Here is a 24,827-nt window from a genome sequence, read left to right on the forward strand (position 1 = left end):
GATTTCTCTCCGCTTCAACAGAATTTATTATTATGGTAGAATATTCCTTTAAGGAGGGGTTACCTGTGGATAAACAATCCCAGCGTCTGGCGCAATATTTAGATAAATATGAACAAAGTTGGCCTTTAAGCGGCACAGTATTAATAGCTCAACATGGAGAAATCAAGCTACATAAAGCGTACGGATATGCGAATCTTGAACATCAGATCCCGAACACTTTAGATACTAAATTCCGGATCTGGTCGCTTACCAAATCATTCACTGGCATGGCCATCCTAATGCTAAAAGAACAGAAACGTCTGAGACTAGAAGATCCGATCCTAAAATATCTTCCTCAGCAGCATGAACTAGAGGGGATTACCATCCTTCACCTGCTGGGACATACCTCTGGACTAGCCAACTACACTTCTATACCCGAATATAATCAAAAATTAAATAAGCTGAAGCTGACTCCACTGGAAATGTTACAGCTATTTATGAGTCAACCGTCTGCATTTATGCCTGGTACTTCATTTTCCTATAACAATTCAGGTTATTATTTACTAGGGATGATTATTGAGAAGATTTCAGGTATGACTTTTGAAGATTATATCACTACTTTTATATTACAGCCTCTGGGTATGGTAAATACAGGAGTTTATAACAATCATCAAATCATTTCAAAATTAGCCGCACCTTATCATTCCTCTTGGGGAGAGTACACTCAGGGGGAGTACATAGATATGAGCTCTATCTTATCCGCTGGTGCGATGTATTCGACGGCTGCCGATCTTTTCCTGTGGGATCAAGCTTTGTACTCCGATCAATTAGTGTCTCACGACACCTTGGAGATGGCCTTTCATTCCAGCAATCTCAAATATCGATTTGGTTGGTTCTTGGACGAACGCTTTGATCGAAAAAGAATGTATCACGGCGGTGCATATCGCGGCTTCCGAAGTGAACTGCATAGATACCCGGAAGATCAAACGAGCGTCATCATGTTGACTAATTATGATTGTGTCCCAGTGACTAAGCTAACGGATTCACTAGCAGGATTAGTATTTGGTGAACCCACGGAGGTTCCGATATCCCCACCAGCCTTCCCTCTTGATGACAGTATTTATGATGCATACATGGGAACCTATGAGGGATATGGCTGCAAAGCGAGCGTGGAGCGTAATAGCCAGAATTATTATTTCGTGTGGAATGATGTAGAGGTTACACCGTTTTATCCAATCTCCGAAACAAAATTCCATCACACTAAACATGAATCAGAATATGAATTTAAATGGAATGATCAAGGCCAGGTTTCATTTTTGGGGATGCAAAAAAACAAGACAAGTCTTAAATAGTCTTGTCTTGCTTTTTTGGTTTAAAAGTAATAACGACTCAAGTTCGTGTTTACGCTAGGCCTTGGCTATAATGATAAACTCAGCGAGCAGCACAAGTAAAGCCGTCGATACGCCGAGCGAATTAATTACAGTTAAGGCATCTGGGTAACTCTCTTTCCTAAATTGTGAGAATAAAGACACCATCCATAATACACTGAAGAATAACGAGACCAATCCCGATATAGCCCCACTATCCACTTTTCTGCTCCGCATAAACAACCCTACAAGGCCAACCACAGTAAAAATCATATATATAACAAGCTCTATGGATGTGATGACAATCGCCTCGCCTGCAGAGAACAAATGCATTAACATGTATTGAATACCTAAACAAATAAACACTAACTGGTTAAAAGAAACTTTGTTCACTCTCATAGCATAGCTCCTTCAATATATAAGTAAACTACCGCAAAAAGATAACGCTTACATTATATCGAGGATTTAAAAAATCTACTGTGACTTTCAATACTCTTCCGAGGATTATGACGATATTATCCCTTTGTCAGTGACGCCATCCATCTTCTCCGTCGTCTCTTCTTCGCGTACCACCGTGTTAATCGTTGCAGAATAGACTAATCCAGTTCTGCTACCGCGACATATACTGAGACTAGCCTCATCCCATCTCAATACCAACAAAAAGAACAACAAAAACTACAATAGCTATCAACGCACCTACAATAACGATCGTTTTAGGTGATCTATTGCCCCTGTCCATTTCAATTCCTCCTTTTATCTACGCATGTATATCTCTTTTTCCAAACGAAATATAGGTGACAGACAAACTGATAGATATGATAATCACAGGGATCAGCACCACTTCAATAAAGTTCTTTGCTCCGGTTAGGATTATATGTTCTGAATTAACGACGTAGATTCCGGAAAATTTCATAATTTGGGTCGTTAAGGTATGGTCTGAAACAGCCCTTAACAATGCAGAGGACGCATCACGGAAGTAACCCGATATCATGAAATCACCGAATACAATTAGAAAAGTTACAACCACCGCCGAGGCCGTTCTTTTAATAAGAATGCCTATCATAATGATAAGAGCAGCATATGCTGATAAATAAAGGACATTTAATCCCAATACACGAGAAACCTGAATCAAGTCAGCATTTAAATTACGATTACCGATGTCAGTCCCGATTATCAAAGCAGCTATCATATAAGTGAGATAAAACGCTCCTGTAAATTGTAAAATCCACCATATAATAATTTTTAAAACAGAAAGGTATTTCCCCGTGATATAGATAAACCTACTTTGTCCTGAAGCAAGGATAACTTTGATAGATCCATATTCAAATCCTTCGGTTGCAAAAAAACATACGTAGACTGGAATAATAAAATAAAAAAATAAAGATAAAGGCGTTACAATCGTTAAGGGTTCCGCGAGATTACCGATTTCAAAACCAGCTTTACTGCCAATCCAGAACGCTAATACCAGGCTTGCTATTAGGAACAGCAGAGAAATCCCCTTAAACATGGTATCCCTTTTCATAAAGTAAGACTCAGCTCTCAGAAAATCCCTCATTGCTCATTCTCCTATCAGATCCATGTAATAGTGCTCAAGATTTGCAGTGGACAGGTTGATTCCTTCAAGTGGAATCCCATGTCTAATTAACGTTGACATTAATTGTTCAAGATCTGTCAAATCCTTGGGAACCAATATTTCACCGGAACCTGACAATGTGATCGAATGAATATTAAGATCGTTCTTAAGCACGTATATTGCAGCTGCTGTTTCAACGGTTTTAATACAAATTTGCGTTTCGGCTGATTGCAGGAGTTCTTCCACAGAGACCTCCTTAATTAACTGTCCTTTATGAATAAATCCGAATTTGGTAGCGAGCAATTGGAGCTCACTCAAAATGTGGCTGGAAATCAAAATGGTTACCCCTTTTTCATGTGCCAGCTTAGCCAATAATTTTCTCATCTCTACAATTCCCGTAGGATCAAGTCCATTAATCGGTTCATCCAAAACTAAAAATTCCGGTTCGTTAAGAAGGGAGATTGCCAGCCCTAAGCGTTGACGCATGCCCAGAGAATATTCCGATGTATTTTTGTTTCCAACATCCGTTAGTCCCACTAAATTCAGTACATCTTTAATTCTATTAAAATCTGAAATCCCATGAATCTTGCAATAAAAGTTTAAATTCTCTTCGGCATTCATATGGGGGTAGAGGGCATGGAGCTCTATTAAAACTCCCATCTTTTTTCTGATCCGAGCGATGTCCTTCTCACCACTTTTACCCTTCAATTGGATAGTCCCTTTTGTAGGATAAACTAATCCACTAATTATTTTCATGAGTGTGGTTTTACCTGCTCCATTCTCACCTACAAAGCCATAGATATCACCCTGTTTAATCTGCATATTTATATTTTGAAGCGCAATTGCTCTGCCATACTGTTTAGTTAATCCCTCAGCTTCAAAGATTGTTGTATTCATTTTCCAACTCCTCCATAACCCTTGCTACTACTAATTGATATCAAATTAGCATGTTTACTAGAATTATTAATCACTATGGTAAAAAACAAGGGAATAAATGTAACTTCCGCCACTTCCAAGTGATCCCTAAAAGGATAAAGGTTGATTATACTCCCATATAATGTATTATTATTTATAACACAGGAGGGGAATTTCACATGATACATATTGCCATTTGTGATGATGATTTCAAGGCAACAGAATATATTGAGAGATTGATCATTAACCATCCAATTCAGCAATCCGTAAAGATAGTGGTATCCATATTCTATTCTGGTGAAAGCTTCACGAAAGCGATTCAACATGGCTGTCCATTTGATCTTATTTTTATGGATATAGAAATGAAAGGGATAAGCGGAATAACAGCGGGTCATATCTTACGGAGAGAATGTGATAATGATAGGGTTCGGTTGATTTTTGTTTCGAGCCACGAAGAGTATCATGTTCAGCTATTTGACGTTCAACCTTCGGGATTTATAAAGAAACCTATACATAACGAGTCTTTTGAAAAAAAACTATTCTCTATGATTCAGCAAATAAAGGTCAATCGTCAGCAAAACCAACCAAAATTACTGCCCGTACACCAAAGTGGAACTAAACTACTTATTCCTATCCGTAATATTATGTACTTGGCAAGTGACCGTCGAAAAATTATTCTGCAAACAACGGAAGATCAAACGGAGTATTACAGTACTTTATCTATAGAAGAAGGAAAGCTCCCTTCGAAGCAGTTCGTGCGGATTCATCAATCGTATCTTGTGAATTTCGATTACATCAAACAAATTCAGAGCAAAAGAATTGTATTAACGAGTGGGGAAGAACTTCCGATCAGCGATAAGCAGAGCACTGTAGTGAAAAAGAGCTATTTGCAATTCAGGGGGAGTCTGCTTGAATAATATTGTTCTGGATGAGATGTTCTATGCCCTCACGCTGGCTGCTCTCCCATTTATCATCCATTATTTCTATAACCATTATTTTCAGCGGCTTTGGGAATCCAAAATGATTCTTTATGCTGTATACACTGCCTATTATGTTTTTGTACTCCTCCTACATCACAGCCCGCTCCCCGGCATGTGGATGCTTGGGCTCAATATAACGGGGATCGTTCTCTTGTCCTTTTTGTACAAAGGAAAAATACAATGGCGTATTGGCGCCGGTTTATTCATCGTCGCACTCATTATGCTGTCAGATGCAGCTACTGCGCCTGTGTATACGACCAGCGAATACATCTTTACCTTGTTTTTGTCTAAGATTCTGATGTTTTTACTGGTGAAGATCACGCTTCGTTTTACCAAAGCTTTTGGCGAGGGCAATCTAGGCAGTTGGTATTGGATCGGGTTGTTCTGTTTTCCGTTTATCAGCATTCTCAGTATTGCAAAATTATCGGGCGAGCTGTCATTGCGGGAATATCCCGCCTTGTATCCGACTTTGTCCGGCGGAATGCTGTTGATCAACTTCCTGATCATTCTTCTGTGCGATCGCGTATTAACCATACAATCGGCACAGAATAAAAACTACTTGTTGGAACAACAAAACACCTACTATATGAACCAGTATCTGCTCACGAAAGAAAGGCAGCAAGAAGTCTTTACGTTTCAACATGATTTCAGGAATATCTTGCTGGGCTTGAGGTCACAATTACAAGCCGGGGAGAAAGAAGCAGGACTGTATGATGTGGATAAGCTTCTTGGAGTGATCGAACTCTCTTCAGATGGTTGTAATACCGGCTCGATCCTAATCGACTCTATCATTAATTACAAGTCGCAATTTGCCAAAAATCTGGGGATCTCCTTTCAAACAGACATTAAGATTCCACTACAGCTCGACTTAGATGCTTATGCATTTAGCATTATTCTAGGGAACACTCTCGATAATGCCATTGAAGCATGTAAGCATCCAGATTTGACTGAGCCCTATATTAAATTCCAACTTCATTATCATAAAGGCACTTTATTTATAAGAATACAGAATCCATACCAACATTCAATACGTACTAACCATTTCGGAGAACTAGCCACAACAAAACGAGACAAGCATTTTCATGGTATTGGTCTAAAAAGCGTAAAAAAGGCGGTAGAGGAAACCGGCGGAATATGGGATATCACCTATGAAAACCAAATTTTCCAAGTGGAAATTTGTCTTTTTAACATTGGAACTATATCTGTTGCAGAAGCTGGACAAAAATGCACCTCCTAGAATTACATCGGATTTACCCAGGGGTTTTTCCAATGTTTATTCTATGGGGTGCACTCCAGTCACAAGTTACTTCCATTATTTTATTTACGGTTCGATTGTAAATTTAGACGAAAACGGAATACTGCATCTTCACCGTACCACATAGGGAAATTCGTACCCCAGATATTGTTGTGCAAATTGAAATGCCATCCTTTATCAAGGGAAGCAAAAGAATTGTCGAATTGCAGCAGCCTTTTTTGACCTGGTGCTGCCAAAGCAGAATCCACTGTTTCGATAAAGGCGCTCCCATCCGCACCCTGATAACTAACTCCACGACCTAATGCATGAAGATTTCGATTCCCGTCCTTCACTACGCGCAAAGGTGAGACTGGTAAGCCCATCTTATCCATCATCCAAAGATTGGGATTATCGACATTCAACGCACAACCGAACCAACTTGCTTCCGGAAGGCGGTTTGCTTCTTTTCCGAACCATTGCAGAGATACGTCGATCGCACCTTCATGCCCAAAGTCGTACAGTAATTCTAGTTCTTTCGGAGCGCCGTATAATTCATATGCCTGTGCTGGCATGCGTAAACGTAGCAAGAACTGTTTGCCGTTTATTCGCTTCATATCAGTCACGATGGGCTCATATAGCTGATGACTAGGCAATGGTCGGACGAATTCAAAACCAGGTTTGTTAAAGTCGGCATCTGACCATGGATGGGTGGAGCCTAAGTTTTGCATATAGGTACGGAAGTATCTGGCGTAGTCCTCCGTTCCAAACGTCTCATAGGAATAAACGCCGAAGGGATGGCTTTCGTCAACCCATACTTTTCCATTAGCGTCCGATAAATGAATAAGTGAGCCATTCACGCCAAAGGACAGTTTATAACCATCAACCGCATACACTTCTTGGACACTGGCCTGCTCAGCATCAGCGGAAAAATCTCTCCTCGCAGGCTCTAACCTACCGAACGCTTCCTTTGCCTCCGCTTGTTTATCTTCATCCAGGCAGGCGACTGCCTGATCCAGATAACCCCGTTGCTCCGCCCATGAACGTTCGATCATCGAGTACGTTCTTACGCTCTGCTCTGAGGCGAATAAGCCACTAGAATGCTTATCGAATTCATCCATAGCAAATGCACCAATATAATTGAATTTCGCGGGGATATCGTCTACATCAATCTTGTCTTTGATTCTAGCCGCATTAAAGTCTATTTTCGCATAGTTCTGAAAGTCAGGAAGCCATTTCTTTACGTCTAACCCCCATGTATGCTCTACTACCAACAACATAGCATCGCTCATCCCTTTATAGGCATCACTATGCTCGTCTAAGCTTCCTTCGGATAGCCATTTGTTTCTCAAACGCTGAAGCTCGCGAAGCTTGGCAAGTTTTAGTGGATCTGTCCCTGCACCATGAATCCAAGTATCACCGATTTCTTCACAAACCACAGGAAGCTGCTCGCGAACTTGCATAAGACTTCTCGCGAATGCGTCTAGAGAAGATGCAATAATCTCAGCGTCAGGGTATCGTTCTTGGATTTCACGGAATTGCTCTTCGATTTCCTCAGCACTTGGCGGCCCACAATTGTCACCCGTATGCGCAAATAGCAATATATCGTCGATCCCTTCAACCTCAACAGGCTCTCCGTAGCTTCCAGCATAGTTCACAATTAATTCGCTGCCATCCCCTGCCTGCCATCGAAACAGCTTTGGTACATCAGGACGCATAGAAGCTGGGTTAACTCCAAGATGCATATATTGAATGCCTGCTTCATGCATGTACGGAACCATGGATAGTGTATGACCTGGCACATCAGTCATTTTGGCGGCTATCGTTTGTTTTCCATATTGTTGGTCAAGCTGTTGACTAATCGATAGCCCGTATCGGAAAAGCTCCTTATCCATTAGCTCAGTATGTGTAGTGAATGGTAAACCATGCCACACAATATGCCCCTTACGGATCGCCTTCTCCATCGCTTCTTTTTCCGAAGCAGGTGCGTGATCCAAATAATAACGAATCAGCCAGGATCCGGTCGTCCATACGAATTGCGCGCGACCTCCTTCAGCTTCGAGTGTATCGGCCAAAGCGATCGCTTTCGGAATGTACTCTTCCATGTATTGTCTTAACACATGCGCAGCCATATTCGTGAACCCGATATCCAAATGCGTCTTAAATACAACATGGACCTTCTTAGTGTTATTCATTTTCCCGCTCTACCTCCGTTAGGTTATCGCTTATTGAAAACTGAAATTTCGGAACGATCTATTCCCAGACTAATATATGTCACTGATCTATACAATCAAATAATCCGAAACAACATCTTTAAATAATATAACAAATACAGTGTCATAATTATATATCACTGATATAAAAAAAGCTCTTCCCTCCACCAAAATGGTGGGGAAAAGAGCTTCAAAAGGTGATACACACTTGAATCAAATAACACCGTAGGATCGAACGGAGCTCCGCTCGACGATGGTGGTATCGATTTTAATCGTTAGCGCCCCTTCACGTGAATGATCCATCCGTTTAACAACTCGCTGTACGGCAGCTTGTCCGAGTTTCTCTGTCGCTTGTCTTGCAGTAGTTAAAGGAACCGGCAACAAGCTCACCAATTGAATGTCAGTAAATCCTATGATGGACAATTGATCCGGCACCAATTTTTGCATTGAGATTGCCGTGTACAGACACGATGTAGCGATATAGTCGTCTACACATACAACTGCCGTCAACGTCGAATTATTACCTAGAAACATTTCCAACTGCGTATTAGGAGCACTCAACTGCTGCATATAATCCTCGGTGCAATTCAAGTAAATATTACGGCTGTTGACCGGCAGATCATGATCCAGCATGGCTTGAAGATAACCTCTGTACCGATCTTCCCTGCTCGTCACACCGTCAAATGCCATCGAGATATATCCGATTTCCTCATGACCTTTCTCAATCAAATACTGGGTGATCTTATAAGCCCCATGGTAATGATCATGATAAACACAGTCAATCTGCACCTCGCGAAAGATACGATCGATGATAACTAGAGGGTAGTTAAGTAGACTAAGCTCCAACACTTTCTCACTGCACTGCGTACCCCCACGTGGATATAAAATAATACCATCCACTTGATCATCGTACAGCTCTTGCAAGCATACACTTTCATCTACCTTATCCGCAGTCATTCGTATGAGTAAATGACAATTCACCTCGCGCGCTTCCCTTTCGACGGAAACGATGATTCTCCCAATATAATCATCCATGATGGGAATTACCAATGCAATCCTTCGCATCGGTTTCTTCTCCTCGATTACCTTCTCTAGCACCAGTTCCTCTGAATTCGTCTGGTAATCAGCAGATAAGAATGTCCCGCGACGGGCATGGCGATAAACGATCCCTTTTTTCTCCAAGATTTGCAGAGCAAGCTTTGCCGTCATACGACTGACACCGTACAACTTGGCAATCTCCCCTTCAGATGGGACGACATCATGTGGCTGAAGCTTCCTCTTCCGGATTTCTTCCATCACATGATTTGCAGTCTGTATATATAATAGCGGTTTCCGCTCTTTTTGCTGATCCTGATTGTCCATACGAGCCTTCACCCTTTACTCTTCTATGCCGTTATTACTGTAGCTCCTCGTTGAGCTTATCGATTAGTTCTATCAATTCAATCGGTTCGCTGATCGTATAGTCTGGTCGTTCGGATTCATCAGCAGGTGTGTGAGGATAACGCGTCGTCCAGCTTTGAAAAATACTCGTAATGCCGAGCGCGTTCGCTCCTTTCATATCTCGACTTAAGTTATTGCCTACCATGACAGTGCGTGAGAAGTCCGCTTCAGATAAATCAAGGGCACCAATAGCAGCTTTGAACATTCGAGAGCTAGGCTTAACCGCCTTAATATTCTCTGAGATAATCATAGCTGTAAAATACTCATGAAGCTCATGCTGATTAAATACGTTCTTGAATGATTGCGTATCCCCGTCAGCGACCAGCGCCAATGTATAGCCCTTCTCATGCAAAGTTCTAATCATGACATCCGCACCCGGTATAAGATCCGCTGTTAGCACGATTCCGTCCTCGTCTCTGATCTCTGTGGATTCATCCACTAGCGTATCTCCACTATCCAAAAAAACAATGATCTTCTTCTGCTCCATACCTCACATCTCCATCCCTGAAAATTTACAGTGCTAATCCCGCTCTAAATTTTTCGAATGGGACAGCTTGTTCTCAAAATAGAATGAACAATAAATTAATTTGAAGCATTTTCAATTATGACGTCAACCGCTTGAAAAATAAAGAGTCTTTTGTATTCGTCACAATCCCACTATCAGAGATCAAGAAATTCATTCTTATTGATTTTGTAGCTGGAACGGTCATTTACTTTGCCATTAAGTTTCCCTTACATTCCTTTATAGCCGCCTCAGCCGGCAGCATGTTCGGTCCATTACTCATTCGCCAATCCATGAAATTGGTTCAGAATCGCGCTAAGGCTTAAGCCATGAGAAGACAAGGATTCAACCTTGCTGTATGTATTTTAGGAATTGTTCAATTTGTTTTTTATGATGCTTATCATGTGGGATAAAACTTCTCAAATACTTGCGAACACTGAACTTCTTGCGGTCTCCATCCTTATATTCCTGATCGCATTCTTCATCCGTTAATCCAGAGACTGCATCTAAAATTCTAGTTCTGTAAAGCACAAATTGTTCAATCAATGTTTGCTTGGATAACAATTTGGCATACTCAATAGCGTTAGCATTAAACTCGTTAAAATCCAGATGTTTCGTTGTTATCGGTTCCTTCAAAACAATCTTCTTTATAGCACCTTCATAGAAATACTTATCCCACAGCATGAGGTGACAGATAATATCCTTCACGGTCCATTTACCAGTTGCTATGGGCTCATTCCATAGTTTTTCTGGCACCTCTTCTAATGATTCCACGAATGGAATGAATGACTTAAATTCGAGTAGCATTTGCTCATTTGTTTTTACTGCCATAGAAGCTAACCTCCGTGTGAAAATAAATTAGTCTACCAAAAATATTATGCTGCATCATCCTTAGAAGCTGTTGTGAGATCAGCCTCAGTAGATTCCGGATTCAACCAAACTTCGATCATATCATGGGTACGCTTCACATCATTTTCATCGAGTATATAATACCATTGATCCGTATGGCTTCCCTCCCCTTGCAACATATGGCTGGTTATTTCAGGGGTTCCCCCTTCAAGAATTACTTTCTTAGCCAAATCTAGAATAAAGTCCGACTTCATATTGGTTTTAAAGTTACTACCAGCAATTTCGATAATGTTCTGTATATTAAGAATATTATCTATTCTTTTCATTCGTTCAAGCGCTGATTTCAAAAAAATCCGTTGCCGTTCTGTTCGCTTAAAATCAGAGTCTTCTCGATATCTTACATACATTAAAGCTTCCTTACCAGAATAGATCGGTTTGTTCGGCTCAATTCTTAGTTTCTCATGAACTGGATTCTTATTCTCTATCACCTTGGTGATTGGAAGCACCACGCCTCCTAGAGCATCCGTAACGCCCACAAGCCCATTGAAATTTATAGTAGCATAGTAATCAATTGGCGCGTTCAATATATTCTTAACGGTATCTACACTCATCTGTGGACCACCGTAGGAATGCGCCGCATTAATCTTGGTTTTTGTTCTTGCTCCTTTGATATTTTCCGCTCCAATAATTTCTGTAAATGAATCACGGGGAATCGAGACGAGCAGTGCCTTATGGTCCATAGGTCGAATAACTGTATAGATGATGGAGTCAGAAAGTCCGTTCTCTTTGCCACGCTGGTCGGTGCCTAGGAGAAGGATAGAAAACGGATGGTCTTTATTTTCCGTCGTTGGTTGTAATCCAGGTTCTTCAGTATCTTCTAACGGCACATAGGACTCATTAAGGGTGTGTTCAATAGTTGGAGCTACAACATTATCAAACCCAAAAATCATTAATTCTTTACGGAAAATAAAAGATCCCAGCCCAGCAATAAGTACGATCGCAAGCGAAGCGTACCAGATCTTCATTTTCTTGCTGATTTTATTCTTCTTCTTTCCCTTCTTTTTCTCGATTTTACTTAAAGTAAATGAAGCAGGTGGATGAGTACTTTGGTTATTTTTCATCTGGATCAATTACCCTTTCTGTTGATGCGACTTCTCTCCATTAATGAACATCACTTTTTATTACTGGGAATTACGTTTATACTTATAATTACTATTAAGGTCATTTATGGAGGTTTTTTAAGTTGAAAAGAATTGTAATCACTCTAAGTGCTGCTTTCTGCCTGATTTTATTTGTTGCAACTTTTGACTTCGCAAACGAAGACAACAAAAAAGAGGTAACTACTAATCAAACTAATTCATTAAATAAGCCGGCTCGATTTGTGATTTATTCAGTGGATGGATCAAAAGTAACGTCAACAGCTCGTGAAGATATTTTTTTACTGGATGGAACTAAAATTACAAACAATTCATTCTACAAGAAGAAATCGGAATTTGTGCTTACCCCCCATTACCTAAATATCCCATTATTATAGACGATCATCGGATCAATAAGTTTCTAGTTATATGAAATTTGTGTGGCAAAAAAAAGACCACATCCTATCAAGGATTGGTCTTCAATGTTTTTTTGGTTGGTTATATTAGATTTTGTTCAGAATCATATCGATTTCACTTTTCAGTAAAAGATACCTGACAACACTCCTCATGATCGGGACTTTAGTTAACTTATGCTTATCTACATAGATTTTCATTTGATCTTTAGACAGACCGAGCAAGCTACCCGCTTCAGATACCGTCAATACTTCCTTGTTGCTTGTAGCGTTAAAGGTCTTCTTCACTTTTAAATTCCAGTCTTCAAACACCTGCATTTACATCAACCACCTTTCTATAAAAAAAATCCCCAAACGATAAGTTTGGGGATCATTTCATTATACTAGAGTTTTACAACATTCTCGGCTTGTTGACCACGGTTGCCTTGAACTACGTTAAATTCCACACGTTGTCCTTCATCCAGAGACTTGAACCCGTCACCAGTGATTGCACTGAAATGTACGAATACGTCTTCTCCACCTTCAACCTCGATAAAACCAAAGCCTTTGTCTGCGTTAAACCATTTCACTGTTCCTGTTTGCATAATAAATTACCACCTTATTTTAATTTACATGTTATTCTTATCCCTAAAAAATCTCTTACAAAATCTCTAAAAAAATAAAAATTCACATATGGTACAAGGTTATTGTCATCTTAAGAATAACCCTCTACGCTATGTGAATTCGCTAGGTAACTACTTTCGATATATTGATTATAGCACATCTAAAGTCATTTAGATACTCTTTTACATTATGTAACAAATGGAAAAACCCTGATCATTTTGAAAAGAACAGGGTTTTACTAATATCTGAGGAGACAGCTAAGCCTCCCCTTATAATCACAACATCTTATTCATTTTAAATTTTAAAATAAGACAATTTGTCCAGCAAATCTTGCACCATCGAACTGAGGGACTCCGTCGAGGCTGAGATTTCTTCCATAGAAGCAAGCTGCTCCTCTGAGGCTGCTGCTACACTTTGTGAATCAGCGGATGCTTCCGATGCAAGTACGGCTAATTGTTTGACACTAGCTGTAATTTGCTCCGTACCAGCGGTCATCTGCTGTGCGGCTGCAGACACTTCCTGAATTTGATCTGTCACCTGTGTCATTTCAGCAAGAATCGATGTAAATAACAGATCACTTTCGGACACACTCTGTACACCAATACGTACTTGCTCATTTCCAACTGCCATAGCCTGTGAGGCTTGATTAGTATCTTGGACCACATCTTCGACTAATGCAGTAACTTGTTCGGCAGCTTGTTTAGTTTGATCCGCCAGCATGCGTATTTCTGAAGCTACTACAGCAAATCCACGACCATGCTCACCGACTCTGGACGCTTCAATAGCTGCGTTTAATGCCAATAGATTAGTCTGTTTACTAATGTTCGAGATCAGACCAATAATCCCACTGATCTGGACAGATCTTTCACCTAATCGTTCGATCGCCAGACTGGTCTCGTCCACAGATTGCTTAAGTTCAGTCATCTGACTAACCGCCATTTGCAGCTGCGCACTGCCTCTCTTCGTTTGATCGGTTACTTCATCTGCAGAAGTAGACACCGTTGATGAAGAGTCGGCGATACGTTGCACTCCAACGGAAAGATCGCTCATGGCCAGAGAAGATTCTCCCGCATAATCATTCTGCAGCTGCGCTCCCTCGGCTACTCGTCCAATAGACACCGCAATCTGTTCAGCAGCTTTCCCTGTCTGTTCAGCGTTAGCTGTCAACTCTTCAGAAGTAGCTCCCACTGACATCGACAAATCAGCCACAAGTCCAAACATTTCTCGAAGCTTATGCGTCATCTGATTAAAATGCGAGGCCATCTTGCCGAATTCATCATCATTTCGAACCTGCAAGGTTTGGGTTAAATCCCCTTGAGCCATAAGCTGCAGCTTTTCAGATAACACTCGAAGTGGCTTAACAACCATCAACCATAGTAGAAAACCTATAACTACTCCTAGAATCAACATCCCAACAATCATGATGATAAAAGATTTTGTTTTGGCTTGTTCGTAGTCAGCCATGATTGTAGCTTTAGGAATCGCTGTCTGCGTATACCATACCTGATCGCTTTCAGGCATTGGAATCGGAACAAAAATCCGCAGTACATATTCTCCCTTAGAATTATAGGTATACCCCTGCACCGTCTCCCCATTCTTCACTCGTTTCCACAGCGCAGCTTTCTCTTCCGTATTACCAAAATCTTTGAGTACACTTTGTGGATCATCAGGATTAGCTACATATTTACCATTACCAGTGATTAGAGAAACATAACCTCCCAGAGGTTTATAGTTAACGGCTTCTTCCTGCAATTGGGTTAACGAAACATCGAACCCCACAGTCCCAAGAAAAGTACCCGTTTTATCCAAAATCGGTAGCATGACCGAAATCATATCTATAGCCCCACCAGTCCTCTCAAAGGAATAGGGTTCCATGTAGATCAGTTTTTTCTCTTTTTTAGGTAAAAGGTAATAATCACCCGCACCTTCTACATCGTAATTCTTTAAAGGTTCAATCGTAACTGAACCTTGATTTCTAACGGCATAAGGAATAAAACGCCCCGTATCATCATCATACGGCATCTTATTTATATTAGCCTGATCGTTTTGATCAAAAGCATTGGGTTCCCATAATATGCTTATCCCAAAAATTTCTGGTCTGTTCTCAAGCATAGTTTTCATTGTAGAAATAACATCTTCACGACTTAAGGTCTGATGTTCTCTTGATTCCAGCAACACTTCTGTGAATGCCTTAGCTGTTGACTCAATGTTTATCATACTATTCTGAATAGATTCCGCATAACTTCGTCCCGCGACCTCTGCCTGAAGTTCACCATTGGATATGCTCACACTACGCAGATTTTGCAGATTTGCAACCAAACTAAAGAAAAAGATAATGATGATCACCAAACTTAATGCCAGAACAAATTTAACCGTTAAAGAAAGCCTACGATACAACGCCATCTAAACATCTCCACTCTAGGATAATATACCTTATCTTTAATCGACAAAATGCGACTGTCATTAAATAGGCCTTATTACCTATAATTTAATGTGATTTAAATTTAAAATGCATATCTTTTCAAAAAGTATGTTTTAATAAAAGTAGCCTAACCAAAAAACCTCAATACAAAGGAGTTCATGCCGATGGAAATATCCTCTTTTTTGTTGCCTAAAGATCAAGTTGCCTATATCACAAACTCACTATCCATGCTGGAAGCCTTAGAACAATTAGAGCAGCACCATTATACGGCTATTCCTATTATTGATAATGAAGGAAAATATGTAGGAACACTTTCGGAAGGCGATTTATTGTGGAAGTTGAAAAACACAGCAGATCTAACCTTTGACAATATAGGGGAAGTTCCAGTAAGCGATATCCAGAAGCATGTCCATAACGAAAGCGTTCTCATAAATGCCGAAATGGAGGATATGCTGACGCTCGCCGCTGATCAGAATTTCGTTCCTGTTATTGATCATGAGGGCGTATTTGTTGGAATCATTCGACGAAAAGATATCATTGAATATTATACTCGCAACATAACCGATTAATTGAACAACAACAAAAAGACCTGATCAGCAACATCATGTGAAAATGATGCTAATCAGGTCTTTTTTTGAACTCTAAATTATAGTTCAGTCAGGATAATAGTCCCTTGAGGGGTTATAGCTAACGTATGCTCATATTGTGCTGACAGTCCGCCATCGATCGTACGAGCAGTCCAACCATCCGCATCAATCTTTGTTCTATAGCTGCCTGTATTCAGCATCGGCTCAATCGTAAATACCATCCCCTCTTTAAGTCGAGGCCCTTTTCCTGCTGGACCATAGTGAGGAACCTCAGGAGCTTCATGCATTTCTGAACCGATTCCGTGACCAATAAAATCACGAACAACAGAAAATCCGTTAGACTCCGCATACACCTGTATTGCATGAGCGACGTCCCCGATCCGGTTGCCTGCAACAGCCTGCATAATTCCACGGAACAAAGATTCCTTTGTCGTGTCGAGTAGTTTACTAGCTTGTTCACTGATGTTGCCAATTCCGTAGGACCAGGCCGAGTCTGCCAACCAGCCATTTAAATTAACTACCATGTCTATAGTTACTATATCTCCATCTTTCAGCGGTTCTTTCTTCGGAAACCCGTGGCAAATCACATCATTTACAGATGCACAGGTTGCGTAAGGATACCCATGATATCCCTTTTGTTCAGGAGTCGCCCCTTGGGACAATATAAATTTTTCTGCAAATTCATCGATCTCCCAAGTAGTAATTCCGGGCTTCAAAATTTGCGCAATTTGACGATGACATTCAGCGAGGATTTTTCCCGCTGCACGCATTTTTTCGATCTCTTCCATCGTTTTCATGATAATCATAATATCGCCTCTTCTGTACAGAACACATCACTCACAGGCAATGGCTCTTCGTTTGTATTTAGTTTCCCCTTTATATTATGAAAGAAAAACACGAGAAATCCAAATCATTAAGCAAAAAAAATATTTATTCCGGTCTGAAACTAAAAAAACTCCCCTCATTCTTATAAAAATGTTAGAGGATCCGAACACCTTCCAATTTGGAGAGAATTCAGCATATCTCACAACTAACAAAGAGGTGTCCAAGTAGCCATAATCGGCTCCGGGACACCTCTTCAGTCTATTTTGGATTAGTCATGGAAATTAAGACCTGAAGAAACCGCTTTGACATAACCTGCACGGATCACGAAATCGCCAAAATGCTCGCTATGCAGACGTTCTTTCGAATAACGATGAAGGATTGGCTCCAGCGTCTCCAGAATTTCTTTTTCATCTATGTTTTCTTTATACATTTTGTTCAAGCGATCTCCCGTAAAACCTGCTCCCAAGTACATATTATATCTGCCTGGACCTTTACCAATAAACGAGATTTCGCCCAGTGCCGGTCTTGCACATCCATTGGGACAGCCGGTCATCCGGATCACAATTTCCTCATCACGTAGGCCAGCTTCATCAAGGACAAGCTCTAGCTTATCAATCAACGAAGGCAAATAACGTTCTGCTTCAGCCATCGCAAGTCCGCAGGTAGGGAGTGCTACACAGGACATAGAACTGCGGCGTAGTGCAGAAAGATGTGCTCCGTCCGTAAGTCCATGCTGTTTAGCCAGCTCAGCCACTTTTCGTTTTTTTGCAGAGGTTACATTGGCAATCGTTAAATTCTGATTCGGTGTAAGCCGGAAATCTCCAGTATGAATCTTGGCAATTTCCCGCAAACCGGTCATTAACGTGTACCCTTCTTGATCATGAATCCGTCCACTTTGGATATAAAGCGTCAAATTCCATTTCCCATTGGTACCCTTCACCCAGCCGTAACGGTCTCCATTGTGATCAAAATGGTATTCACGTGCCGACTCAAGCCGCCATCCGAGTCTTTCATGCAGCTCATCGACAAACCATTCCAGACCGTGGCGGTCAATCGTATACTTGAACCGTGCATTTTTGCGGACAGAGCGATTACCATAGTCCCGCTGAATCGTTACCGTCTTCTCCGCTACAACGATCAATTGATCAGGACGGCAAAAACCAATGATACGACCAAGCTGAGGATAAGTGCTAGTATCGCCATGAGTCATACCCATACCGCCGCCTACCGAAACGTTGAACCCTACCAGCTTATCATTCTCAAGAATAGCGATAAAGCCCAGATCCTGCGAGAACACATCTACGTCATTAGAAGGGGGCACCGCAAGACCAATCTTGAATTTACGTGGTAAATAGACCGGACCATAGATCGGCTCAACTTCTGCCCGATCTCCTAAACTATCCACTACCTTTTCACCGTCTAGCCAAATTTCATGGTAAGCGGGAGTACGTGGTGATAGATGATCGCTGACTTTACGCGCCCATTCGTACACTTCTGCATGAACCTCTGATTGATAGGGATTCGGATTGCTCATTACGTTACGGTTAACATCCCCACATGCTGCAAGGGTTGTCATTAGCGTATCATTGATGCTTCGGATGGTCTTCTTTAGGTTCCATTTGAGGACTCCGTGCATTTGGAACGCCTGTCTGGTAGTCAGACGTAAGGTTCCGTTACCATATTTCTGTGCCAGATCATCCATCACCAGCCATTGCTCGGGTGTAGCGACACCACCAGGGGCGACTACGCGAAGCATGAACTGGAATGCAGGCTCCAGCTTCTGACGTTCCCGTTCGTTGCGCAAATCTCTGTCATCCTGCATATAGCTTCCGTGAAATTTAAGCAGTCGATTATCATCTTCAGGCAGACCGCCCGTAATCGGATTGCTTAGTGTCTCAACTAACGCGCCCCGTAGATAGTTACTCTCCGACTTAATATGCTCAACATCACTTGGAGGCCCGCCGATCGGCTTGACCTTCTCATTGTTTGCCATTGTGTTATCTCCCCCCGAAGTCATTCGATAACTTTCCATCTATCCATTAATAGACATCGCGCTGGTAACGCTGCGTCTGTTGCATATCTTCCAGATAAGCCACTGCCGCTTCAGGGCTCAACCCACCCTCATTCTGAATCACAGTAAGCAAAGCAGAATGAACATCATGCGCCATATACTTCTCGTCACCGCAAACGTAAATATGAGCACCTTCTTGCAGCCATTCATAAACCTCACGACTCTTTTGCAAGATGCGATGCTGTACGTATACTTTCTCTTCGGTATCACGTGAGAAGGCAACATCCAGCTTGCTTAGAAAGCCATCCTTCAGCATTCTCTGCCAATCAGTCTGATACAAGAAATCTGTCACAAAATGCCGATCTCCATAGAACAGCCATGATTTCCCTTCCGCTCCCAGCTCTCCACGTTCCTCTAGGAAAGAGCGGAATGGAGCAACGCCCGTGCCTGGTCCGATCATTATAATCGGCGCATCCGGGTTAGCCGGTAGTTTAAAGTTAGGATTATGCTGAATGTAAATAGGCAACGTATCTCCTGGCTCTACTCTTTCTGCGCAATGCACTGAGCAGACACCGTAGCGTTCTCTGCCGTGAGCCTCATAACGTACAGCTCTGACCGTTAGATGAACTTCATCCGGGTTAGCCTTATAACTGCTAGCGATTGAATAGAGACGTGCAGGAAGCTTCCGCAAAATAGTCACAAAACTACTGGCTGAGCCTTCCCACGGTGAGAAGTCCTGGATTAAATCGAGCAGATCGCGTCCTTGAATATACTCTTTAAGCTCCGAAGCACGGTCTGGAGCTAATAACTCACTCAGCTTGTTTGAAGCGGACAGCTTTGCTGCTTGCTCCAGCAAAGGTTTGGTCAATACAGTGATTTCGTAATGATGCAGAAGTGCCTCACGTAAGGTTCCTTCATCACCTTTCTTATTAAACGGGACCGTATCGTTAGGATTCCAGTCCATAGTATGAATAATGGCGTCCACCAATTCAGGATGATTCTCTGGATAAACTCCCAGTGCATCCCCTGGTTCAAACTGTATATTAGAGCCTTCAAGCGATAACTCCAGATGACGAGTCTCACGGTCCGAACCGCGCCCGTTCAAATTCAAATTCTCCAGTACCTCTGCTTTAAAAGGATTATTCCGTGTATATAAAGGCTCTTGCGACTCTGCGTCTTCTGCGGCTTGAACCGCTTTTGCAGCAATAGCTGGAGCATTTAAATTTGCATTTAATGCACCAATTACACCCTCAAACCATTCGGCAACGGAATCGTCATAATCGAGATCACAATCTACACGTGGACTTAGCCGCTTTCCGCCAAGTTCCTCTAACCTCTGATCGAAGTCTTTACCCGTCTGACAGAAAAATTCATAAGAGGTATCTCCCAGAGCCAGAACAGAAAACCGTAGGTTCTCTAATTGAGGAGCTCTTTTACTATAAAGAAATTCATGGAATATACGTGCATTATCAGGCGGTTCACCTTCTCCGTGAGTACTTACCAGTAATAGCAGATTCTCTACCTTTTTTAGCGCAGTAGGTTTGAAGCTATTCATCGCGGAGATTGTGACTTGAAATCCTTGCTCTTCCAACTTGCGGGACAAGCTCCCCGCCAGTCGCTGGCAATTCCCAGTTTGCGAACCAAATAATAGGGTTACTTCGCGTGATGCTGCTTGTTGACTCGTTAAAACGCCGCCAACCTCCGCGTTTCCAATCGTATTCGATTGCACTTGAAGTTCGGAACCTGCCGGCGCTGCCGCCGCAGCACGGCCAATTGCGGACAAATATCCGCTGAGCCATATTTGCTGTGTCTCCGTTAAGGATGGTAGAAGACGATTGAGAAGCTCGACTTGATTCTCGTTAAAAGGACTGTTCGTTACCTGTAGTTGCGACAATATCCACCACTCCTAAACATGAAATCTGGTTATGATCCGTACCTCATATAAATCTACCTGAGCCTTTTTTAGAACCTCATGAAATCAGGCTATCACAATAATTGTAAACGATCAATGAAGTCATTTTCACCTAAAAATTGTTAATTATTGAAAAAGTATCAAGAAAGTACGGAAAAACCGATCAAAACAGTATGATTTACTCTGATTTGATCGGTTTCATTATAAAAAGTGATACTATTTATAAAATATTGTGATAAATAAAAACTATAAATCCTTTTTACTTTCGGGAAATAATACCTCGCCTACCCCCATCTTTATCTTCACAATCTCTTCGAGCGTATTCGATAACTCGCCAGGCGGATAAGGTTTCGTTAAATACTTCTGAATCACATCATTCAGTTGGTTCTTATCCGATTGATCCAGAGCAGAAGAGATAACAATCGGAATATTCTCTGTTCTCGAATCATCTTTTAGCATTCGGATCAAATCCCAACCGTCCAGTTCTTCACCAAGCATCAAATCAACCACTATCGCCACAAATGGTGTTTTCAAGGCCTGATCAAAAGCTTGCTGTGGATGATAGTGATGGGTAACACGGAAGCCCTTCCCTTTAAGCTCTTCTGATAAAAGCAACGATAGACTGTAATCATCTTCAACGATCATTACATTAGGCTTGAGCTCTTTTTCTGCATTCCATTTATTTAGCTCATCTTGATGTCTGCTTGTTTCTGAATGGAGGATTGGGAGGCTAAACCAAACGGTCGTCCCCTTTCCCTCTACCGAATCAATTCCGATGCTTCCCTTTTGTTTCTCTATAATTTCTTTACAAATGGCTAGACCGAGACCTGTTCCACCAATTCTTTTGGAGGCACTGTTATCTACCCTTCTGAATTTTTGAAATAGCTGTCCTATTTGATCCTTAGGAATGCCAAGACCATTATCCTGAATGCGAACAATTACTTGACCTGGCTCATTATGCAACAGTACCTTTATTTCATTAGTAGCAGGCGAGAACTTAATCGCATTACTTAACAGATTCGTTAGAACTTGGACAATCTTATCCTTGTCCACATCCACTTCTGCATTAAGAGCTTCATCCACCAGCAGCACATGATGTGTGCTGCTAAGTTTATATTGATCGATCACCCCAAGTACAATTTCACTGAGATTCACATGCTCCGTGATATACTGCTGCTTACCTGATTCCATTCTCTGCAGATCTAGAAAATCATTAATGAGCTCAGTCAATCGCTTCGCTTCCTTATGAATCGTCTCCAGATACTTCAGCTGCTTCTCAGGCTTCATGGTTTTGGACAATAGCAATTCCGTGAATCCTAGTACACTCGACAAAGGCGTTCTCAGCTCATGACTTACCGTACTGACAAGATCAGATTTCATAAGATCCAGCTCGTACTCCCTGGTGATATCTCTGTAGACGAACAATGAACCAATTCGAAGCTCACGACGGAAAACAGGAATTGCATATACATCAATATGCTTCTTGGATTCAGTTCCAATAGAGAATTGCATAGTGCTCGACTCCAGAGCATGCTCAGAGATCGCTTGCTCAAAGAACAACCGAAGTTCATCGTGTTCATTCGAGCGTTCGATGAAATAATCCATCCATTCTTTTCTAGGAATCAAGGTACCTTCGGTCCATTCATAGTTAACTATATTACACAGCGCCTTATTCATCTGCAGCATCATGCCTTCTGTATTTACGAACTGAATCCCTTCGTTTACATTATTCACGATATCGTGGTTCAGCTTTCGCTCATGTTCGATCTCTTCGTACATGACTAAACGTTCAACCACTAGAGCCACTCGGTTCATCATCCCTTGAACCTCATTAATCTCTTCTTTGCTGAAAGAGTGTCCAATCCGACTTCCGCAAAATACAGCTACAATCTCATCTTCTGCATTCACAACAGTGGTATAGAAGTCATAGCAGTAGACCTTATTCGAAGAAATTCCCTGTTCCGATTGCGTGGCTAAACGCTTAACCACATATGTCTTTTCTGACTTCAAACGATATAACATTTCGTTGTTCTCATTATCGATATACCGCTGTACAATTTTCTGAGGAACCCCTTTTACAGCCGCAATCTTATCCTTCACGAGCAGGAAGAAGCACGAATCAAATGCATACTTACGATGTATGAATTGAATAAACTTATCTGCAAATTCATGTTTATCTAAGGTATAGGTAATATCATGATTCAGCTGATTATAAAGCTCAAGAATCTTTTTAGTCTGTTCCGTATTTTCTAGCATTTCCGCCAGTTCTAGCTGTACACTTTTCATAGAGGTGATATTATACGCAATAAGAATATACTGATATATTTCTCCATCTTTGTTCAGGTACGGCACGATAGTCAGATGCATCCAGATCGGCAATCCATCTTTGGTCAGAATCTGGAGCTCATTGCTCCATACCCCACCCGTATTTAACTTGTTAAAGACCCCCTGCGTTTGGTCACTAGATATATTATAGAGTTCAAATAACTTATAGGTAAAACCGATAATCTCAGACTTTTTATAGCCGGAATATTTGCTTAAATTATCATTCGAGTAGGTAAAGACTCCTTTATCAGTAAGAATCCCCACTGCAGCCGACTGATCCAGCGCTTTCATCATACTTTCAATTTCATTAAGTGAATGTTGCAGCCTGTACTGCTGATCCTGAAGCTCGTCCTGTTGCGCTTGTAGCTCTTCATTCTGCATCATCAATTCTTCTTCTTTGTCCTGAATACTTCTGGCCATATTTAGAAATGCAGTATAAAGTCGTCCGATTTCATCCTGATTCTTAAGCTTGCCCAGAAGAATTTCCTCACCAGCAGCCAATGAATGAGTTGCGCCTTCCAGCTTCAGAATGGGATTAATCAAGTTCCTTAGAATCCGCCAAATCATAAAAGTGAAGAAGAGCAGAATTATAGTGCTGAAAAAAAAGGAGATAAAAGTAAATTCGTTAGCCCGTTTGATATAATGCAGAGCCATATTATTTAATGCGGTATCTGATCGCAGTCTGTACTCTTTCGTATACGCAAGAAAGTCATTCACTGATTTAGTACTACCTTCTTCAGCCAAAGCTCTCAAAGCTACATAATCATCAGCCTCAACAAGCCGAATCGCTTCTGGTAAAGTATTATTCTTATACTGGACATAAAATGATTTTAATCCATCCCTAAATAAGACTTCTTCGGAACTTAAATTAAGATTGGAATACTTATCCAGAATCTGATCAAAGTTAGCGAGGGCCGTGTTTAAGAGCTTTAATTCATTCGGGTCCTTGAGCAAAGTGAATCCTCTAGCTCGAAAAAACACCTCATTTAAGGTGCTCGCCATTTCGCTAATCGTGTCTGCTTTATACTTCAAAGTTTCACGGTCTCTACCTAATTCATCTTGCTCATAGTTTATGAAAAGAAAGAATACTGTTCCCATAATGACGATTAAAGAGAACACAACAATAATAATGCGCAAATATCTATTTTTTATACTGTGATTAGAGCTACTTTCCTTCGCCACTTAGGATCCCCTCCACAATCTGCAAGAGTTCCATCGGACTGAATGGTTTCGGCATGAAGTAACGCGCTCCTGCATCAACAGCTCGAATTCGATCCACATCTTGAGCCTTGGCCGTTAACATTAAAATAGCTGTAGCTTTCTTCTTCTCCTCATCCAGCTGTTGAAGTACTTCAATCCCTGTCAATTCCGGCATCATATAATCCAGAATCACCAAATCAAAATGATTCTTGGATAGCTTTGTCAGTGCCTCCAATCCATTCTCCGCTGTGTGAATCTCAACATTCTCCAAATCTTCCAGCGTATCCTCGATTAACATCCGTAATACTTCTTCATCATCCACTACCATTATCTTTTGCATATTT

At 41.3% G+C, this 24,827-nt stretch carries 22 protein-coding genes; 6 read left to right on the forward strand and 16 right to left on the reverse strand.

From position 1 onward, the window contains the following. Positions 1–65: 65 nt before the first annotated feature. The gene (locus tag MHH52_RS19165; RefSeq protein WP_340004056.1) at positions 66–1,331 is read left to right on the forward strand and encodes a serine hydrolase domain-containing protein; all 1,266 of its coding nucleotides are present in this window, start codon (positions 66–68) and stop codon (positions 1,329–1,331) included. A gap of 54 nt (positions 1,332–1,385) precedes the next feature. Here MHH52_RS19165 and MHH52_RS19170 read toward each other — a convergent pair whose 3' ends face one another. The 3 genes from MHH52_RS19170 to MHH52_RS19180 form a co-directional block, all read right to left on the reverse strand. Next, positions 1,386–1,745 carry a hypothetical protein gene (locus tag MHH52_RS19170; RefSeq protein WP_340004057.1) on the reverse strand — a complete coding sequence of 120 codons (360 nt, stop codon included), beginning with the start codon at positions 1,743–1,745 and terminating at the stop codon, positions 1,386–1,388. A gap of 358 nt (positions 1,746–2,103) precedes the next feature. Further along, positions 2,104–2,901, reverse strand: a complete 798-nt coding sequence (locus tag MHH52_RS19175) for a hypothetical protein (RefSeq protein ID WP_340004058.1) — start codon at positions 2,899–2,901, stop codon at positions 2,104–2,106. A gap of 3 nt (positions 2,902–2,904) precedes the next feature. After that, a complete protein-coding gene (locus MHH52_RS19180; RefSeq protein ID WP_340004059.1) occupies positions 2,905–3,816 on the reverse strand; it encodes an ABC transporter ATP-binding protein in 912 nt (303 codons plus the stop codon). A 197-nt stretch (positions 3,817–4,013) separates the two neighbouring features. On the opposite strand from MHH52_RS19180, the gene MHH52_RS19185 reads away from it, so the two are divergent. Both MHH52_RS19185 and MHH52_RS19190 read left to right on the forward strand, forming a co-directional pair. Then, complete coding sequence (locus MHH52_RS19185; protein WP_340004060.1) at positions 4,014–4,751, forward strand: LytTR family DNA-binding domain-containing protein; 738 nt, start codon at positions 4,014–4,016, stop codon at positions 4,749–4,751. Further along, positions 4,744–6,051, forward strand: a complete 1,308-nt coding sequence (locus tag MHH52_RS19190; protein WP_340004061.1) for a GHKL domain-containing protein — start codon at positions 4,744–4,746, stop codon at positions 6,049–6,051. The genes MHH52_RS19185 and MHH52_RS19190 overlap by 8 nt, the downstream gene beginning before the upstream one ends. A gap of 80 nt (positions 6,052–6,131) precedes the next feature. Here MHH52_RS19190 and MHH52_RS19195 read toward each other — a convergent pair whose 3' ends face one another. The 3 genes from MHH52_RS19195 to MHH52_RS19205 form a co-directional block, all read right to left on the reverse strand. After that, a complete protein-coding gene (locus MHH52_RS19195; protein WP_340004062.1) occupies positions 6,132–8,240 on the reverse strand; it encodes a DUF5054 domain-containing protein in 2,109 nt (702 codons plus the stop codon). A gap of 231 nt (positions 8,241–8,471) precedes the next feature. After that, positions 8,472–9,620 carry a GntR family transcriptional regulator gene (locus tag MHH52_RS19200; RefSeq protein WP_340004063.1) on the reverse strand — a complete coding sequence of 383 codons (1,149 nt, stop codon included), beginning with the start codon at positions 9,618–9,620 and terminating at the stop codon, positions 8,472–8,474. Between the two features lie 34 nt (positions 9,621–9,654). After that, a complete protein-coding gene (locus MHH52_RS19205) occupies positions 9,655–10,185 on the reverse strand; it encodes an HAD family hydrolase (RefSeq protein WP_313640207.1) in 531 nt (176 codons plus the stop codon). 131 nt (positions 10,186–10,316) lie between these two features. On the opposite strand from MHH52_RS19205, the gene MHH52_RS19210 reads away from it, so the two are divergent. Continuing rightward, positions 10,317–10,526, forward strand: coding sequence for a hypothetical protein (locus MHH52_RS19210; RefSeq protein WP_340004064.1), 210 nt, complete (start codon positions 10,317–10,319; stop codon positions 10,524–10,526). Positions 10,527–10,545: 19 nt separating this feature from the next. Here the strand turns inward: MHH52_RS19210 and MHH52_RS19215 are convergent, their stop codons facing one another. Further along, positions 10,546–11,031, reverse strand: a complete 486-nt coding sequence (locus MHH52_RS19215) for a DinB family protein (RefSeq protein ID WP_340004065.1) — start codon at positions 11,029–11,031, stop codon at positions 10,546–10,548. A 44-nt stretch (positions 11,032–11,075) separates the two neighbouring features. Beyond that, positions 11,076–12,170, reverse strand: a complete 1,095-nt coding sequence (locus tag MHH52_RS19220) for an LCP family protein (RefSeq protein WP_340004066.1) — start codon at positions 12,168–12,170, stop codon at positions 11,076–11,078. 122 nt (positions 12,171–12,292) lie between these two features. Between MHH52_RS19220 and MHH52_RS19225 the strand changes: the two genes are divergently transcribed. Continuing rightward, a complete protein-coding gene (locus MHH52_RS19225; protein ID WP_340004067.1) occupies positions 12,293–12,583 on the forward strand; it encodes a hypothetical protein in 291 nt (96 codons plus the stop codon). Between the two features lie 105 nt (positions 12,584–12,688). Here MHH52_RS19225 and MHH52_RS19230 read toward each other — a convergent pair whose 3' ends face one another. The 3 genes from MHH52_RS19230 to MHH52_RS19240 all read right to left on the reverse strand — a co-directional run bounded on the left by MHH52_RS19230 (position 12,689) and on the right by MHH52_RS19240 (position 15,604). After that, positions 12,689–12,916 carry a DNA-binding protein gene (locus MHH52_RS19230; RefSeq protein WP_313640203.1) on the reverse strand — a complete coding sequence of 76 codons (228 nt, stop codon included), beginning with the start codon at positions 12,914–12,916 and terminating at the stop codon, positions 12,689–12,691. 65 nt (positions 12,917–12,981) lie between these two features. After that, positions 12,982–13,182 (reverse strand): cold-shock protein, encoded by a 201-nt coding sequence (locus MHH52_RS19235; protein WP_036685790.1) that lies wholly within the window; start codon positions 13,180–13,182, stop codon positions 12,982–12,984. Between the two features lie 313 nt (positions 13,183–13,495). Then, on the reverse strand, positions 13,496–15,604 hold the full coding sequence (locus MHH52_RS19240) for a methyl-accepting chemotaxis protein (RefSeq protein WP_340004068.1): 2,109 nt from the start codon (positions 15,602–15,604) through the stop codon (positions 13,496–13,498). Positions 15,605–15,787: 183 nt separating this feature from the next. Here MHH52_RS19240 and MHH52_RS19245 point away from each other — a divergent pair, with 183 nt between their 5' ends. Continuing rightward, positions 15,788–16,192, forward strand: coding sequence for a CBS domain-containing protein (locus tag MHH52_RS19245; RefSeq protein ID WP_340004069.1), 405 nt, complete (start codon positions 15,788–15,790; stop codon positions 16,190–16,192). 77 nt (positions 16,193–16,269) lie between these two features. On the opposite strand, the gene map is transcribed toward MHH52_RS19245, so the two are convergent. The 5 genes from map to MHH52_RS19270 all read right to left on the reverse strand — a co-directional run bounded on the left by map (position 16,270) and on the right by MHH52_RS19270 (position 24,823). Continuing rightward, positions 16,270–17,016: a type I methionyl aminopeptidase gene (gene map, locus MHH52_RS19250; protein WP_340004070.1), complete on the reverse strand. Its 747-nt coding sequence runs from the start codon at positions 17,014–17,016 to the stop codon at positions 16,270–16,272. A 287-nt stretch (positions 17,017–17,303) separates the two neighbouring features. Beyond that, on the reverse strand, positions 17,304–19,028 hold the full coding sequence (gene cysI, locus MHH52_RS19255) for an assimilatory sulfite reductase (NADPH) hemoprotein subunit (protein WP_340004071.1): 1,725 nt from the start codon (positions 19,026–19,028) through the stop codon (positions 17,304–17,306). Between the two features lie 46 nt (positions 19,029–19,074). Further along, on the reverse strand, positions 19,075–20,940 hold the full coding sequence (locus tag MHH52_RS19260) for an assimilatory sulfite reductase (NADPH) flavoprotein subunit (RefSeq protein ID WP_340004072.1): 1,866 nt from the start codon (positions 20,938–20,940) through the stop codon (positions 19,075–19,077). 264 nt (positions 20,941–21,204) lie between these two features. Beyond that, positions 21,205–24,465 carry an ATP-binding protein gene (locus MHH52_RS19265; RefSeq protein ID WP_340004073.1) on the reverse strand — a complete coding sequence of 1,087 codons (3,261 nt, stop codon included), beginning with the start codon at positions 24,463–24,465 and terminating at the stop codon, positions 21,205–21,207. Next, positions 24,449–24,823 (reverse strand): response regulator, encoded by a 375-nt coding sequence (locus MHH52_RS19270; RefSeq protein ID WP_313640195.1) that lies wholly within the window; start codon positions 24,821–24,823, stop codon positions 24,449–24,451. Before MHH52_RS19270 ends, MHH52_RS19265 begins: the two co-directional genes overlap by 17 nt. Positions 24,824–24,827 lie beyond the last annotated feature (4 nt).

The organism is Paenibacillus sp. FSL K6-0276 (assembly GCF_037977235.1).
Lineage (GTDB): Bacteria > Bacillota > Bacilli > Paenibacillales > Paenibacillaceae > Paenibacillus_AQ.

Bases quoted from the DNA above. Each gene is read 5' to 3' on its own strand.
- MHH52_RS19180 (WP_340004059.1), bottom strand. From the start codon at position 3,816: ATGAATACAACAATCTTTGAAGCTGAGGGATTAACTAAACAGTATGGC.
- MHH52_RS19235 (WP_036685790.1), bottom strand. From the start codon at position 13,182: ATGCAAACAGGAACAGTGAAATGGTTTAACGCAGACAAAGGCTTTGGT.
- map (WP_340004070.1), bottom strand. From the start codon at position 17,016: ATGATTATCATGAAAACGATGGAAGAGATCGAAAAAATGCGTGCAGCG.
- MHH52_RS19185 (WP_340004060.1), top strand. From the start codon at position 4,014: ATGATACATATTGCCATTTGTGATGATGATTTCAAGGCAACAGAATAT.
- MHH52_RS19205 (WP_313640207.1), bottom strand. From the start codon at position 10,185: ATGGAGCAGAAGAAGATCATTGTTTTTTTGGATAGTGGAGATACGCTA.
- MHH52_RS19270 (WP_313640195.1), bottom strand. From the start codon at position 24,823: ATGCAAAAGATAATGGTAGTGGATGATGAAGAAGTATTACGGATGTTA.
- MHH52_RS19200 (WP_340004063.1), bottom strand. From the start codon at position 9,620: ATGGACAATCAGGATCAGCAAAAAGAGCGGAAACCGCTATTATATATA.
- MHH52_RS19215 (WP_340004065.1), bottom strand. From the start codon at position 11,031: ATGGCAGTAAAAACAAATGAGCAAATGCTACTCGAATTTAAGTCATTC.
- MHH52_RS19170 (WP_340004057.1), bottom strand. From the start codon at position 1,745: ATGAGAGTGAACAAAGTTTCTTTTAACCAGTTAGTGTTTATTTGTTTA.
- MHH52_RS19230 (WP_313640203.1), bottom strand. From the start codon at position 12,916: ATGCAGGTGTTTGAAGACTGGAATTTAAAAGTGAAGAAGACCTTTAAC.
- MHH52_RS19175 (WP_340004058.1), bottom strand. From the start codon at position 2,901: ATGAGGGATTTTCTGAGAGCTGAGTCTTACTTTATGAAAAGGGATACC.
- MHH52_RS19240 (WP_340004068.1), bottom strand. From the start codon at position 15,604: ATGGCGTTGTATCGTAGGCTTTCTTTAACGGTTAAATTTGTTCTGGCA.
- MHH52_RS19220 (WP_340004066.1), bottom strand. From the start codon at position 12,170: ATGAAAAATAACCAAAGTACTCATCCACCTGCTTCATTTACTTTAAGT.
- cysI (WP_340004071.1), bottom strand. From the start codon at position 19,028: ATGGCAAACAATGAGAAGGTCAAGCCGATCGGCGGGCCTCCAAGTGAT.
- MHH52_RS19245 (WP_340004069.1), top strand. From the start codon at position 15,788: ATGGAAATATCCTCTTTTTTGTTGCCTAAAGATCAAGTTGCCTATATC.
- MHH52_RS19195 (WP_340004062.1), bottom strand. From the start codon at position 8,240: ATGAATAACACTAAGAAGGTCCATGTTGTATTTAAGACGCATTTGGAT.